Raw genomic sequence first — 14,999 nt, forward strand, 5'->3', positions numbered from 1 at the left:
CGCCCGCCTCCGCCGCGAGGGAGTTCACGGCCTCGGAGGCGGCGACGATCGCCTCGTTCATGGCCGTCTGGGGATGGGCGCCACGGGGGAGCGCGCGTCGACCATGGCGCCCTGGGCGAGATAGCTGTAGACGTCCCGGCTGAACAGCGGGGGCGCGGCCAGCAGCGGGGCGGCCCAGACGGCGAGGGTCACCAGCAGGTCGCGCGGGCCCGGCGGCCGGGGGCCGCGTACCGCACGGCCCAGCAACAGCCAGGCCCCGACCAGCAGTACGAGGCCGAAGTACGTACTGACCAGGCCGAGCGCGGCGCCCCCGGAATCGGGGACCAGGACGTCCGCGACGGGCAGCGCTCCGGCGGTCCTTCCTCCCGCCGCCAGCGCCAACGAGCCCGCGAGCCCGAGCAGCACGCACTGGTGCGGATGGATGACAAGGGCGACATGGGCGACACGACTGAGGAACACACGGCGGACCAGCACCTGACCAGAATTGGCCCGCCGTGTGTCCGAAAATTGACGCCGCGGTCACCGTCAGTCGGCGGCCAGGTGTCGGCCGCCTGGCGTACCCCCGGCGATGTCAAGACCCATGTGCTCGGCGAGTCCGACGGCGAGCTCCGCCACCGTCGGGTGCTGCCAGACGAAGTTGGCGGCGAGCTTGACGCCCAGGCCGGATTCGAGCCGCACCCGCAACTCCATGGCCAGCAGGGAGTCGAAGCCGAGGGCCTTCAGGGAGGTCTGCGGGTCCAGCGTGGAGCCGCTGAGGCGGAGAACCGTACGGATGTGGTCGCCCAAGTACGCCTCCAGGGCCGAGCGGCGGGCCAGTCCCGCGGGGAGCGCGGCCAGCCGGGCGCGGATGTCGTCGCCGTCCCTTGCGTCGCCTGTGTTCTGTGTGCCATCGGCGTCGTCGGTTCCGTCGGTTCCGCTGGGAAGCAGGGGGACGAAGAGCGCCGACTGCCGCCCGGCCGCCGGAATCCAGGTGCCCGGCTCACCGGGGATCACCCCGGTCTGCACCCGGCCGTGCGCCAGCAGGGCGCCCAGCGCTCGTAGGCCCCGGTCGGTGGGGATGGTCTCGTAGCCGCGGTCGGCGAAGCCGGTGGCGACGCCGGTCTCACCCCACGGGCCCCAGTTGACCGCGAGGGTGGGCAGCCCGCGCGCGGAACGCCAGGCCGCGAACCCGTCAAGCCAGGCATTCGCGGTGGCGTACGCGCCCTGGCCTGGGTTGCCCAACAGCGAGGCCATCGAGGAGAACACCGCGAACCAGTCCAGCGGCTGCCCGGCGGTGGCCTCGTGCAGCCGCCACGCACCGGTGGCCTTGGGCGCCCACACCCGCCGCAGTTGGTCGTCACGGATGTTGGTGACCGTCGCGTCGTCCAGCGCCATGGCGCTGTGCACCACTCCACGCAGCGGCGTCCCGTCCGCGGTGGCGGCGGCCACCAGGCGCTCGGCCGTGCCCGGCCGGGCGATATCGCCGAGCACCACGGTGATCCGGGTCCCGGCGGCCGACAGTCCACCCAGCTCCCGCGCGGTGGCGGCCGTGGGCGCGGTGCGGCCGTTCAGTACGAGATGTCCGGCGCGCCGGGCCGCCAGCCAGCGCGCGGTGGCAAGACCCAGCCCGCGCAGACCGCCGGTGATCACATACGCCCCGCCCTCGCGCACCGGCCGCGGCCCGTCGGGCAGCACGGCGCCGGTTTCGCCCCGTTCCGGCACGGTCAGCACCAACTTGCCGATATGGCCCGCACCCGCCATCAGCCGAAACGCGTCGGAGGCCGCCGACAGCGGAAACTCCGTACACCGCAGCGGCGCCAGCCGCCCCGCCGCCAGCTCGGCGACCACCTCGCGCAGCGCCGCGCCGAACACCGCCAGCCGGTCGCGCTGCAGTTCGCCGAGGTCCACGGTGCTCAGCGTGATGTTGTGGCGCAACGGCGCCAGACCCAGCGGGGCGTCGGAGAGGATGTCGCGCACGCCCAGCTCGACGAACCGGCCGAACGGCCGCAGCGCTTCGAGCCCGGCCCTGATCGCCGCGCCGGCCAGTGAGTTGAGGACGACGTCGACCCCTTCCCCGCCGGTCGCCGCCCGGGCCTGCGCGCAGAAGTCCAGCGAGCGCGAGTCCATGACATGGGTGATGCCCATGCCGCGCAGAAACCGCCGCTTGTCCTCACTGCCCGCGGTGGCCAGCACCTCCGCGCCCAGCAGCCGCGCCACCGCGACGGCGGCCAGCCCGGTGCCGCCGGTCGCCGAGTGGATCAGCACCCGCTCCCCCGGCGCCAGCCGGGCGACGTGGCGCAGCGCGTACCAGGCGGTGAGGAACGCGATGGGCAACCCGGCGGCGGTGACCGCGTCGAGGCCGTCCGGAGCGGGTGCGACCACCTCGGCGGGTACGACGGCGAACGAACCGAACGCCCCACCGTTCACATCCGCGGCCAGCACCCGGTCGCCAACGGCGAACTCGGTGACACCCGTCCCGGCCGCGGTCACCTCTCCCACGCATTCGAAGCCGATCCGGTACCGGATGTCGCGGTCACCGGGCAGCAGCCCCATGGCGGTAAGCACGTCCCGGAAGTTCACCCCGGCCGCGGCCACCCGCACCTCCACCTCCCCCGGCCCCGGCCCCGGCCGCCCCGTCGCGGCGAGTTCCAAGCTGCCGAGGTCCCCGAGCCGGCCCGCCCGCAGCCGGAAGCCATCGACGCCGTAACGCACGTCGCGGGCGACGGCCGCGGAGCGTTCGGCGTCCGTCAGCGGGGCGTAGGCCAGCCGTGCGACGTGGCGAGCGGCGCCGCGCAGGGCGACCTCGTCCTCGGGCGCGTCGGCGAGCAGTTCCGCGGCCAGGTCCGACGGCCAGGCGGGGGCGGTGGGGTCGACGGCCCCGGCGCGATCCGTGCTGGAGCCGTTGGGTGCGGTGTCCACCAGCGTGGCCCGCATGCGCGGGTGTTCGAGCGTGAGCACTCGGACCAGCCCGCGGAGCGAGCTCTGCGCCGGATCCGCAACCTCCCCGGGTGCCACGGCCCGGGCGCCGCGGGTGATCACGTACAGGCGGGGCGGCTCCGCGCCGCAGGCGGCGATCGCCTGGGCGGCGCCGAGCGCCCTGCATGTGCGGGCGAGGGCTTCAGTGGCCGGGTCCGCGTCGGTGTCCACATCGTTCAAGAGGACCACGGCCGTGATGGCGCGCTGGGTCAGGCGGGCGGTCAGGGACTCGCGGAAGGCGTCGAGGCGGCGGTCGTCCGGGGGCCAGTTCCAGGTGTCGGCCCGCGCCCCGGCCGCGCGCAGCGCGTCGGCCAGCTCCCCCGCCGGGGCGTCCGTCCCGCCCTCGCCGACGACCAGCAAGTCGCCCGCCGGCCCGGTGGCCGCGGGGGCCGGCCGCTCGGCGCGGTGCCAGCCGGTCTCCAGGAACCAGTGGTCGACTTCGGCGGGCTCGGGGACGGCGTGACGCGCCAGCCGCAGCCCGTCGATGGCCAGGACCGGGGTGCCCGCCTCGTCGAGCAGCCGGATGTGGCCAATGAGGGTGTCGGGCGTGGCCTCGACGACGCGGGCGTGGCAGTACGCTGCGGTCGCGGTATCGCCGAGGACCCGTACGGAGCGGATCCGGACCGGCAGGATCAGCCCGGGGTCGGTCTCGTGCAGCAGCCCCGCTATGAGGAGTTGACCGCACAGGTCGACGAGGGCGGGGTGGACGCGCAGCGCGTGCTCGGCGGTGCGCGCCGCGTCGGGTGTCTCGACCCGTGCCCAGAAGCTGTCGCCGCGGCGGGAGGCGTGCACCTGGGTGATCCCGTTGAACGCCGGCCCGTGGTGGAGCCCGCGGGCCCGCATGTTGGCGTACAGGGAGGCGGGTTCGACGGGGACCGGATGGCGCAGGGCGAGGTTTTCCACGGACGCGGCGCGCGGCCTCGGCGGTACGGTCAGCCGGCGCACGACCGCGGTGGACTGCCGTATCCAGGTGGCGTCGTCGCCGCGTCCGAAGATCTCGCAGTCGGCGCGGTCGGCGGCCGCCAGGGTGAGCGTGGTGGTGATGTCGGTGTGCTCGGCGAGCCGCAGCGGCTCGCGGAAGTGCACATCGGTGACCTCGACTTCGGTGGGCCGGGCGCCGAAGACCTCGCAGGCGGTGGTGAGCGCGATGGCGTAGTGGGCGGCTCCGGGCAGTACGGGGGCGCCGTAGACCCTGTGGTCGTCCAGCCAGGGCAGCGCGGCGGTCCCGGTCTCCCCGAGCCAGGTGTGCCGGACCGGATCGCCTGGCACCTCCGTGTGACTGCCGGGCAGCGGACCGGCGGCGGGGCGCGGCGGCCCTCCCGGAACGGCTGTGAGGGCGGGCTGGGTCCAGTGGTGTTTGCGGTCGAAGGTGATGGTGGGGACGTCGGCGAGGGCGGCCCGTGGGTACAGCCGTGTCCAGTCCACGGGGACGCCCGCGCAGTGCAGGGCGGCCAGTTGGGTGCGGAAGGTGGCTGTCTCGTCCTCGTCGCGGCGCAGCGTGGGCAGCACGACGTGTCCGCCGGCCATGCCGCCCATGTCACCCATGGCCTCCAGGCAGCGGCCGACGGAGTGGGTGACGACCGGGTGCGGGGCGATCTCGACGTACACCAGGTGGCGGTCGGCGGCCGCGGCGGCGACGGCCGCGGCGAACCGGACCGGGTGGCGCAGATTGGCGCACCAGTAGTCGGCGTCGAAGGCGGGGACGGTGTGCGGATCGTCCAGCACGGTGGTGTAGAACGGCACGCTCGGTGTGCGGGGTGCCAGATCGGCGAGGGCGTCGCGCAGATCGGCCAGGAGCGGGTCCACCTGGGGGGAGTGCGAGGCGACGTCCACCGCGACCAGGGCGGCCGGGATGCCGCGCGCCTCCCAGCCGGCGACCAGACGCTCCAGGTGTGCCGCGTCTCCGGCCACGACCGTGGCGTCGGGCGCCGCCATGACCGCGACCGTGACCGCGGCGTCCACCGCCCCGGCTCCCCTGGCCCCGGAATCGGCGCCGGATTCGGGGCCGTGTTCCGCATCGAGTTCGGTCTGTACGTCGTCCGCCCCCAGGCCCACCGTCGCCATCGCGCCCCGCCCCGCGACCCGGGTCAGCAGCGCGGAGCGGCGGCAGATCACCCGTACCCCGTCGGCCAGGGACAGCGCCCCGGCCACGACCGCGGCGGCGACCTCGCCCATGGAGTGTCCGATGACCCCGGCGGGTTCCACGCCGTGGGCGCGCCAGGCCGCCGCAAGCGCGGTCTGCAGGGCGAACAGCACCGGCTGGACCCGTGCGCAGCCGGTCACCGGTTCGCCGGAGCGCACCACGTCGAGTACCGAGAACCCGGCCTCGGCGGCGATCAGTTCATCGGCCTCGGCGAGCGCGGCGGCGAAGGCGGGCTCGGCGTGCAGCAGTCCGCGCCCCATGCCCGGCCACTGCGAGCCCTGACCGGAGAACACCCACACCGGCCGCCGGGACACCGCGGCCCCCACCTCCCCGATCACCGCCGCCGGATGGGCCCGCCCCGCCTGTGACGCGCGTAGAATTCGCACGAGTTCGTCCCGGGACGCCGTGACGACACCGAGCCGCCCACGGCCCGGGCTGCGCCGCACCGCGAGCGTGTGGGCGATGTCGCGCAGCGGTACGGCCGCGCCGTCGCCTTCCAGCCAGTCCGCGAGGCGCCCCGCCGCGGCCGGCAGGGCCGCCCGGGAGCCGGCCGGTACGAGGAAGGCCAGGGGTGCGGCGTCCCGCTCCCGCCGCGGTGGCCGCGCGCGGCGGCGGGCCGAGGTGGCGGGTGGCTCCTCCAGCAGCACATGGGCGTTGGTCCCGGAGAACCCGAAAGAGGACACGGCGGCCAGCCGGGGGGTGGTAAGCATCGGCCAGTGCGTCGGCTCGGTGGGTACGAACAGCCGCGTCGCGGCGGCGTTCTCGATGGCCGGGTTCCAGCGGGTGAAGTGCAGGTTGGGCGGGATCGTGCCGCGGCGCAGGCACAGCACGGCCTTGATCAGCCCGGCCACCCCGGCGGCGGGTTCCAAGTGGCCCAGGTTGGTCTTGAGCGACGCCAGGGCGCATCGGCCGGGGCCGGTCCCGTACACCGCGGCGAGGCTGGCGAACTCCACCGGGTCCCCCACCGGGGTGCCGGGGCCGTGTGCCTCGACCATCCCCACATCGCGCGGATCGACCCCGGCCCGGGCCAGCGCCTCCTCGTACAGGGCGTGCTGGGCGGCGGCCGAGGGCGCGGCGAGTCCGTCGGACCGGCCGTCCTGGTTGACGGCGGAGCCGCGCAGCACCGCCAGGATCCGGTCGCCGTCCCGTACGGCGTGGGCGAGGCGTTTGAGGACGACGATCCCGCAGCCCTCGCCGCGTACGAAGCCGTCGGCGGCGGCGTCGAAGGCGTGGCAGTGCCCACGGCGCGAGAGCATGCCCATCCGGGTGAACGAGCGGGTGATCTTGGGGTCGAACATCAGGGTGACCCCGCCGGCCAGGGCCAGGTCGCATTCGCCCGCGCGCAGCGCCTGGGCCGCAAGGTGCACGGCGACCAGCGACGAGGAGCAGGCGGTGTCCAGGGCGACGCACGGGCCGTGCAGCCCCAGCAGATAGGAGATCCGGCCCGCCGCCACGCAGTGTCCGTTCGCCAGGATCGAGCCCTCGTTCTCATGGCGTTGCCAGTCGAGGCGGTCCAGGTAGTCGTGGTAGCTGAGCCCGGTGAAGACGCCGGTCGAGGTGCCGGCCAGCCGCTCGGGTGGCATCCCGGCGTGTTCCAGGGCCTCCCAGGCCACCTCGAGCAGCAGTCGGTGCTGAGGGTCGAGGACGTCCGCCTCGCGGCCGGATACGCCGAAGAAGTCGGCGTCGAAGCCGGAGACATCGCGCAGATACCCGCCGCGTACGGATACGGGGGTGCCGTCCGACAGGGTCTGCGGGCCGGGGGTCCGCGCACCGCGCGGTGCCCACAGTTCCGCCCGCTCGGCCGGGGGATCCCCCAGCGCCTCCCGGGCGTCCATCAGCAGCCGCCACAGCGCGGCGGGCGAGTCGACGTCTCCCGGGAACCGGCAGCCCATGCCGACCACGGCGATACGGTCGGCACTCTGGCCGGGCGGCCGTCCGGATGCGTATGTGTTCTTGCTCATCGGGTTCTCCGAAGGTTGTGCGAGGGTACGGCGGGGTGGGCCGTGAGGGGTGGTTCCGCGCCGGGGTGAGCGCTGGGTGCCGAGGTGGGACGCCAGGCGCCGGGGCCGCTAGGCGGCTTCCGGGCTGCCCAGCAGCATGGCGTGCTTGACGCCACCGGTCTGGTAGCTGAAGCACAGCGCGTAGTCGAAGTCGAGCGGCCGGGTGCGTGTTCCGGGCACCGGGTCGAAGGGGAGCCCGTCCATGGGCTGTTCGCAGTTCGCGGTGGGACACACCGCGCGCTGTTCCATCATCATCAGCGTCAGGCCGGCGCCCAGGCACCCGGCCGGGGCCCCGTGGTGGCCGAAGCACGCGTCCTGCGAGGTGATCAGCACCGGGCCCGCCGCCGCCCCGTACAGGGCCCGGACGGCGCCCGCCTCCACGCCGGCCACGGCCGAGTCCCCGTGGCCACAGCTGTGGATGTACGGCACCTGCTCGATCCGCCTCCGCTCCCCCAGGCACCGGCGCGCGGCGTCCGCCAGCTGGACGCCGGTGTCATCGGCTCCCAGCGGGTTCGCCAGCCCGTCGCGGGTGAGGGCAGTGGCGAGCACCTGGCCGTAGATGTGCGCGCCGCGCCGGTGGGCGCGCTCGCGGCTCTCCACGACGACGGTCGCCGCGCCCTCGCCGTAGTTGATGCACTCGGAACGCCGGTCATACGGCCGCATCACGGCGTCGGACGAGGGGGTGAGCCCCAGCATGCCGGGCTCGCCGCCCAGCGCCTCATAGGCGCGTCGGGCGCCCCCCAGCAGGCGTTCCGCCGTCCGGATGACCTCTCTGTTGAATACATCGACGCCGGTCACCGCGGCGAGTTCGATCTCGCCCGCCGCGATCATGCGCTGGGCATGGCCGAGCTGCACGGATCCGGACGCGCAGCCGCAGGCCACCGTGAAACACGGGCCGGTGGTACGGGTCAACGCCCCTTGCACCACGGCCACATCGGAGGCGGTGCCGGCCTGCCCGCCCGCGATGAACAGTTCCAGCGCCTCGAGTGGTGCGGTGTGCGCGGGGTCGGCGCGCAGCGCCGCCAGATAACTCTCGACGTTGCTGTCGACCCCGCCTCGCCCGACGAGCAGGGCCGCCTCCCCCAGGTCGCCGGCGTGGATGTCCAGTTCGGCATCCGCGCACGCCTCCACCAGCGACACAAGACCGAATCGGTGCGCGTCGGTGAAATGGCGGGAGAAGAATTCCGGGATGTCGGGGACGCGCTCCGCGAACATGCCGTCGGACAGGTCGACCGAGCCGTAATACGTCCCGTTCCGCCCGAGGCAGCAGCCGCCCCGAGAGGCGATGTTCCACACCTGACCGGCGGTGAAGGCCGGTCCGTCGTCCCCCGGCAGGCAGAATCCCAGGCCGGTGACCACGGCGTCCCTGGGGCTTCCGCGGACTTCGAGGGAAGGGTTCGGCGGGCTCATGACGCCCTGCCGCAGCTGAGCACAGTCATGTCTTTCAGTCCAATGTGAGGGGTCAGCCGCGAGTTCTTGACTCCGTCGGCCGAGAGAGAGCCACATCACGCTTCAACGTTTTGTGGAATAGACAACGTACGCCGCGGTGTCGAGAAGAGAAAGGGAGCGCCGAAACACAAGGTGGTACAGGTTGGGGGAAGTTGGTACGCCGTTGAATGGAATCCCGAAGACGGCGCACCGGCAGAGCGGCGGACAGCCCCGCCTCCCCCGCTCCGTCTCGCGCGCCCGGCGGTCGTGCGGCACACCGTCGCGATCAGGAGCGCCGCCGCCCCCGGCCGCCGCGACGCCCCTCCGGTCGCGCCGATACGAAGACGGCGGGCGCGTCAGTCCGTCGGCAGGCGGGTGCCGCAGCGGGCGCAGTAGCGGGCGTCGCGCTCCTGCGCGAGCCGGCCGCACTCCGTACAGACCCGGTGGAGCAGGCAGGCCGGCTCGCCCCCTTCCGGGGCGGCGGCCTGCTGGGCCGCGGCTTCCCGGGTGTCGGCTTCCTGGACTGCGGCTTCCGGGACCGCGGCGCGGATGGCCAGGCCGGGGCGGCGGCGGTGCACCGTGAGGTAGACCAGGCCGTCCACGCCGGCGGAGAGCGCGCGGCGGGCGCCGTGCGGCAGCCATGCCACACAGCCCGGCTCCAGTTCCTGCCGGGTGCCCGCCACGTCGAGCCACCCGCTGCCGTCGGCCACATACAGCAGCACGTCGAGGTCCGGCTCCACATGGAAGTCGACCCGGGCTTCGGCGGGCAACCGGATCACGTTGGAGTCGAGTTGACGCCCCTCGGCGGCGAGCCGCCACAGCGCCCCGCCGCGGTCCGCCGTCACCTCGCGCATCAGCTCCGACAGCCTTCCCAGCACACCAGATACCGCCGGCATCGGCTTCCCACCGCTCCTTCCCGTTCCTCCCACAAGGCCATGAGACGCATACCTCACGAGCACGGTTCCGCTGATAACTGGAATTTAGCATGCGGATTTAACGGCGTCGCGCGCCACGCCCCAGTGGCGCGCGCGACCGTCGGGAGTACGGTCGGGAGTAAGGCCACTTCTCGCGCTTGTGGATCCACCGGATGCCGGTACAGTCGCCAGTGCCCGGCAATCGCGGGGCAGTTGAAGGGGGCGGCTTATGCGCGCGCTGGTGGGCGGCCGGTGAACCGAGCGCGATTATGGTGGCGCAGCCGCCGGGTCGCCGACGGTCTCGAACTGCCGAGCCCCTTCGACCCGGCCGCCTTCGTGGCGCTGCTGGCCGAGCGGCGCGGGCGCCCGATCGAACTGCTGCCGGTCACGGTACGCCACTCCCTCCCCTGCGGTCTGCTCGCGACCACCGACCGGGCCGACTACATCCTCTACGCGGCCGATACGACCGCTCTCCACCGGCAGCACATCGTGCTGCACGAGACCGCCCATCTGCTGTGGGGCCACGATGGCACGGCCGACCCGGCCTCGCTCGGCCTGCTGACCCCTCATCTGTCGGGCTCCCTGGTGCGCCGGGTGCTCGGCCGGACCGTGTACACCCAGCCGCAGGAGCAGGAAGCCGAGTTCCTGGCCTCCCTGATTCTGCAGCGGGCGCTGCGCAACGACCGGGGGCCGAGCGCGTCGAGCCCGGGCCAGGCCCCGCTCGGCTCGCTCGTCGGCGCGCCGCCGACCCCGAAACCCGACCACGGCCATGGGTGATCTGCTCGGCTACCTGCCCGCCGCCGCGGCGATGGCGGTGGGCTGGTACGAGCTCAGGCTGGCGCGCAGACGCCGGTTCGCCCCGGGCACCCGCCAACTGTGCCTGTTCGGGGTGTGCATGGGCGCCGCGATGGCGGTCCTCGCCCCCGCGACCGTGACGGCGGCCGGCCACGTACTGCCCGCCGCGGCCGAGGCGTGGCCCCATTTCGTCGGCCGTGAACTGGAGATGGCTGCGCTCGCCTGGCTGGCGCTGGCGGCGATGGCCCTCGATCTGCCCGACGCACGGCACATCCCGCCGCGGTGGCATGTGCGGGTCACGGTGGCCGTGTGTGCCGTGGCCGCGGTGTGCTTCCTCGCCTCGGGCGCGGTGGTCGAGGAGGGCGAGGTGGTCGCCCCCGGGGCGAGCGGCAGGGCCGGGCTGGTCGCGTTCGACGTGCTCTTCACGCTGTACAGCCTGTGGAGCCTGACCCTGTTCGCGCTCCCGGTCCACGCCCAGATCCGGCGCTCGGGCCCGGGCCCGTTCCGTACGGGGCTGCGGCTGGTCACCGCGAGCGCGTGCGTCGGCGGGCTGTGGGCGCTGTGGGGCCTGACGGGCGTCGAGAACATGGCGCGCACCGGCCGTCAGGGCGCGGGCACGGACCCGGTCGCCATGGTGCTGGCCGCCTCCTGCCTGGTGCTGGCCTGTCTGGGCGCGACCGCCGCGTGGTGGCGCGGCGCCGTGACCGCGCCCGCCCGCTGGCTGCGCGCGTACCGCCGCTACCGCGCCCTGGAACCGCTCTGGTCGGCGCTCCACGCCGCCGCCCCCGGGATCGCCCTGCGCACCCGGACCCGCCGGCTGTCGTGGCTGCCGCCGCGCAGCGCGGAGTTCGCGCTGTACCGCCGGGTGATCGAGATCCGCGACGGCTACCTGGCGCTGCGCCCGTACGCCGCGCCACGGGGCGCGGCGGAGGAGGCCGGGACGGCTGCGGACGGCGAGGGCCCCTGCAAGGACATGGGCGTGGGCGCCGAGGCCGAGGTGGCCCGCGCCGCGGAGGCGGAGGCCGCCGCCGTCGCGGCGGCGATCGTGGCGGCGAGCAGCGGCGTACGCCCCGACGGGCCGGACCCGGACCCGGCCGGCAACGCCCCCGGACCCGCTTCCAGCCCCGCCTCCGGTCCCGCCGTTCGGCCGATCCGGGGCACGGTCGACGCCGAGGCGGCCTGGCTGGTACGGGTGGCCGACGCGTTCGCCCGGTCCGCGGCGGAGCGGCCCGTACGCTCCCAGGTGCCCGCCGAACTCCGGCTCAGCCGGGGGCGGGAGCGGGCACCCGCGTCGGCGCCGGGGCGGAAGGGCTGAGCGCTGAGACGTCCGTCGTATGGTGCACCCAGTTGGCGATCTCGACCCGCGAGGAACAGCCCAGCTTCCGCATGGTCTCCCTGATGTGATTCACCACCGTCCACTCCGAGATCTGCAGCCGCCGGGCGATCTGCTTGTTACTCAGACCGAGTGTGATCAGGGCGGAGACCTGGGACTGCCGGGGAGTGAGCGGATCACCGGGCAGCGGGCCGCCGCACCCGGGCGCGGGCGGGAGCGTCGGCCGGTCGGCGTCGGGCGGCCCCGCGTACGGGTGGGCGGTGCGGTCCGGGCGATGGCGCGGCTTCGCGGATGCTCGGGGCTCAGGACGGGCCGTGGCCAGGGAGCGGTTGGGCGCCGTGCCCGCGTCGCGGTCGGAGGTCGCGGACATCAAGGGGCCTCGGGGCACGTTCGGGTTCCGGCCCGGGTCGGGGTCCGGCGTCGGCTGTAAGCGACCGCAACGGGCCGCGAACTCCTTGACCAGGTCGGGCAGCGGCGTCCCGGCCCCATCCGACAGAGCCGCGAGGAAGCCCCGTTCGCCCAGGTGGCGCCGCATATGCCCCTCCAGCCGCCCCACCGTGAAGTCCGGGTACCCGGGCTCGTCGAGCAGCCCGCCGGCGCCGCGCGCCGCGTGGCAGGCGCCCAGGCATCTGACCACGTCGGCGGCGCGGGCCGTGGTCCTGGGCAGCAGGGGCGTGCCCAGCACCGAGAGCAGGGCGCCGAGCACGGCGGGGGCGCCGAGGGTGCGCAGACCGGCCACGGCCCGGTCGAAATAGCCGTCCGCCTCGGCCTCCCGGCCCCGCGCGGCGGCGAAGACGCTCAGCTGGAGCAGAGCGGTGCCGGAGACCAGCGCGTCGCGGCGGCGGGTGGCGCCCGACAGGGCCTCCACCGCCAGGGCCATGGCCTTCGCCGGGCTGCCGTGCAGGAATTCCGCGAGCGAGGCGTCGAGCATGACGCGGTGGAGCGCGTGTCCGCCGCCGATGTGCGACCGGTGGCCCGCGACCGCCGTGTGCAGGGCGGCCAGCGCCTCACCCGGCCGGTGCGGAGCTTCGGCGATGCCTCGAAGGTGCAGCAACCGGGCCGCGACCAGAGCCCCTTCGGCATCGTCGGCGGCCTCGTCCCCCCGTTCCGTCCTCCCCACCACACCGGCCTGGTCCGCGTCCGCCTGGCCGAGGAGGGCCAGGGCCGCCTCCGGCTCCCCGGCCCGGATCGCCGCTTCGGCCAGCAGCAGGTTGAGCCGGGTCCGCCAGGGCGTATCGGCCGGGGCCTCCGGCAAGGCGGTCAGCCGCTCGGCCCAGGTGAACGGCGCGCCCGAGGCGTACCAGTACGTACGCGCATGGTCGACCAGGGCGATCGCCTCGTCCGCCGCGCCGACGCCGATCAGGGTGTCCAGGGCGCAGCGGATGTTGCGCTCCTCGCTGCGGAAGGCCGTGATCCCGGCGTACTGGTCGCCTTCGGCGATGCGGCGGGCGGCGGTGCGCGCCAGCTCGGCGTAGTAACGGGCGTGCGAGAGGCGCGGGTTGTCGTGGGCGAGGGCGTAATCCGGCCCGGCGGTGGGGACGGATGGCTCGAAGGGGATGTGCAGCCGGGTGCGGGTGAACCCGTCGAGGCGGCCGGACGGAAGCGCGGACACGCTCAGCAGATGGCGGCCGAGCAGGGTCTCGAGCGCCGCCGGAAACGCGTTGAGGGGGACGCCGGCGATCCGCCTCAGCGCCTCGGGCCCGGCCCCGCCGCTGAAGAGCCGAGAGCAGGCGAGCAGTCGGCGTTCGGCGTCGCCCAGTTCGGGGTGGCGCCGCGCCCGTACGGACGCGTCCGGGTCCGTGGCCGCCGCGCGGTGCGAGGGCGGCACGAGGGGCGAGGACGTGGCGCGGGGCGAGGGCGTGGCGGGGGCCGGGCCGCCGTACGCGTCGAGCAGCCGCGCGAGGCTGCCGCTGTCGCCACCGGCCCCCGCGGGGCCCTCGGGGCCGGGGTCGAAGCGCCCGTCCAGCGCGGCCCAGAGCACTTCGGGCCCCTCCAGGGCGGCGATCCGCGCCGCCAGCACCAGGGCGCCGGGGATGCCGCGCAGTTCCGCGCAGGTACGGGCGACCGCCTCCTGGTTGTCGTGCTGGACGCGGAACGCGGGGTTCAGGGCGCGTAAGGAGGCCACGTACAGCCGCACGGACGGGATGCGGCACATGCTGTCGAGGTCGAGCGCCGAGCAGTCGAACGGGACGGGCAGCGGCCCGACCGTACGGACCGCAAAGCCCGCAGAGGACGCGGTGGCCGCGGCGGTCAGGGGCTCGCGGGCGGTGACGATCAGTCTGACGCCGGCGCGCGCCACCGCGGTCGGCACGCCCCCGTGATCGGCCGCGGCAAAGGCCCCGGCCAGGCCTTCGACCAGGCCCTCGACCAGGATGAGCGGCGGCGCGCCGACGCCGCCAGGTCCCCCGTCCCTGGCGGCCCTTGGGCGCTCACGGAGGCGCGCGACGAGTCGGATGAGCTCCGCGCCGGGGTCCTCGTGCGCGGAGCCGTCGAAGCGAAACGTCTCGGCCCCGCTCACCGACGCGTACGCGGACGCGACCGCTCGGGCCAGCCGTGTCTTGCCGATGCCGGGCCCGCCGGAGAGCACCACGCCCAGTGAGGCCGTGTCCGTCAGGAGCGCCAGTAGTTCGGAGATCTCACGGTCCCGTCCGAAGATCTCGCGGTCGGGCGGATCGGTCATGGACGGCTCCACGGAGTGTGTGAGCTGAGATGAATGTTATGTGGAAAATCCTGCACACCAGCTGGACGACCTGTCAACTAGAATGAATGGCGACACGTTGAGGACCTATGTCTGCTGCCGCCCGCCGAAGAGCCACGGCGGGCGCGAACGAGAGAGGTGCGCCGTGACAGGGGAGGAGCCCACGCCGTCCGCGCTGGCCGACAAGATCGACACTCTCTTCAAGATCGTGCGCCGGCCCGACCGCCAGCAGCACAGCCATGAGGAAGTGGCCCGGGCCTGCCGCGAGGCCACCGGCGAGACCTTCTCGGCCACCTATCTGTGGCAGCTGCGCACCGGGCGGCGGGACAACCCGACCAAGCGCCATCTGGAGGCGCTGGCACAGTTCTTCCAGGTCCCCCCGGCCTACTTCTTCGACGACGAGCAGGGCGCGGAGATCGCCCGCGAGCTCGAACTGCTCGGCGCGCTGCGCGACGCGGGCGTACGGGACGTGGCGCTGCGCGCGGTGAACCTCTCCCCCGAGGGGCTGGGCACGATCAGCGATGTGATCGACGCGATCGCCCGGCGCGAGGCAGAGGCCTCGGCGGAGACGAAGGCGGAGAAGGGCAGCGCGAAGCGGCGCCGCGACCGCGGTTGACGGCGGCGTGACATGGCAGGGCCCCCCCCGGCGGAACGGGGGGGGGGGGCCAGGCCTTTGCTTATGGGTAGTTCACAAGTCATAACTCCAGTCACCACTGGTCGTCAGTTGGGTGGT

7 protein-coding genes and 1 pseudogene are annotated in these 14,999 nt (G+C 74.3%); 3 read left to right on the top strand and 5 right to left on the bottom strand.

Annotated elements, in window-relative coordinates; all coding sequences use genetic code 11:
* Positions 1–81: 81 nt before the first annotated feature.
* The 4 genes and pseudogenes from mptB to ACWDSL_RS46075 form a co-directional block, all read right to left on the bottom strand.
* A pseudogene (gene mptB / locus ACWDSL_RS46060) lies at positions 82–459 on the bottom strand (polyprenol phosphomannose-dependent alpha 1,6 mannosyltransferase MptB); the annotation flags it as partial.
* A 66-nt stretch (positions 460–525) separates the two neighbouring features.
* The gene (locus tag ACWDSL_RS46065) at positions 526–7,059 is read right to left on the bottom strand and encodes an SDR family NAD(P)-dependent oxidoreductase (RefSeq protein ID WP_450494789.1); all 6,534 of its coding nucleotides are present in this window, start codon (positions 7,057–7,059) and stop codon (positions 526–528) included.
* Between the two features lie 108 nt (positions 7,060–7,167).
* A complete protein-coding gene (locus ACWDSL_RS46070; RefSeq protein ID WP_450494790.1) occupies positions 7,168–8,508 on the bottom strand; it encodes a beta-ketoacyl synthase N-terminal-like domain-containing protein in 1,341 nt (446 codons plus the stop codon).
* A gap of 374 nt (positions 8,509–8,882) precedes the next feature.
* The gene (locus tag ACWDSL_RS46075; RefSeq protein WP_450494791.1) at positions 8,883–9,422 is read right to left on the bottom strand and encodes a cupin domain-containing protein; all 540 of its coding nucleotides are present in this window, start codon (positions 9,420–9,422) and stop codon (positions 8,883–8,885) included.
* Between the two features lie 270 nt (positions 9,423–9,692).
* Between ACWDSL_RS46075 and ACWDSL_RS46080 the strand changes: the two genes are divergently transcribed.
* Together ACWDSL_RS46080 and ACWDSL_RS46085 are read left to right on the top strand one after the other, a co-directional pair.
* Positions 9,693–10,217, top strand: coding sequence for a ParH-like protein (locus ACWDSL_RS46080; RefSeq protein ID WP_089505441.1), 525 nt, complete (start codon positions 9,693–9,695; stop codon positions 10,215–10,217).
* Entirely contained in the window at positions 10,210–11,550 is a 1,341-nt protein-coding gene (locus ACWDSL_RS46085; protein WP_450494793.1) for an MAB_1171c family putative transporter, read from the top strand. The genes ACWDSL_RS46080 and ACWDSL_RS46085 overlap by 8 nt, the downstream gene beginning before the upstream one ends.
* On the opposite strand, the gene ACWDSL_RS46090 is transcribed toward ACWDSL_RS46085, so the two are convergent.
* On the bottom strand, positions 11,498–14,248 hold the full coding sequence (locus ACWDSL_RS46090; protein WP_450494795.1) for a LuxR C-terminal-related transcriptional regulator: 2,751 nt from the start codon (positions 14,246–14,248) through the stop codon (positions 11,498–11,500). The two genes, ACWDSL_RS46085 and ACWDSL_RS46090, sit on opposite strands and share 53 nt — an antisense overlap.
* Positions 14,249–14,411: 163 nt before the next feature.
* Here ACWDSL_RS46090 and ACWDSL_RS46095 point away from each other — a divergent pair, with 163 nt between their 5' ends.
* Entirely contained in the window at positions 14,412–14,882 is a 471-nt protein-coding gene (locus ACWDSL_RS46095; RefSeq protein ID WP_450494797.1) for an XRE family transcriptional regulator, read from the top strand.
* The last annotated feature ends 117 nt before the right edge of the window (positions 14,883–14,999 follow it).

The organism is Streptomyces sp. NPDC000941 (assembly GCF_053599555.1).

Coding starts and splice junctions, on each gene's coding strand:
- ACWDSL_RS46065 (WP_450494789.1), bottom strand. CDS start 7,059: ATGAGCAAGAACACATACGCATCCGGACGGCCGCCCGGCCAGAGTGCC.
- ACWDSL_RS46070 (WP_450494790.1), bottom strand. CDS start 8,508: ATGAGCCCGCCGAACCCTTCCCTCGAAGTCCGCGGAAGCCCCAGGGAC.
- ACWDSL_RS46075 (WP_450494791.1), bottom strand. CDS start 9,422: ATGCCGGCGGTATCTGGTGTGCTGGGAAGGCTGTCGGAGCTGATGCGC.
- ACWDSL_RS46085 (WP_450494793.1), top strand. CDS start 10,210: ATGGGTGATCTGCTCGGCTACCTGCCCGCCGCCGCGGCGATGGCGGTG.
- ACWDSL_RS46090 (WP_450494795.1), bottom strand. CDS start 14,248: ATGACCGATCCGCCCGACCGCGAGATCTTCGGACGGGACCGTGAGATC.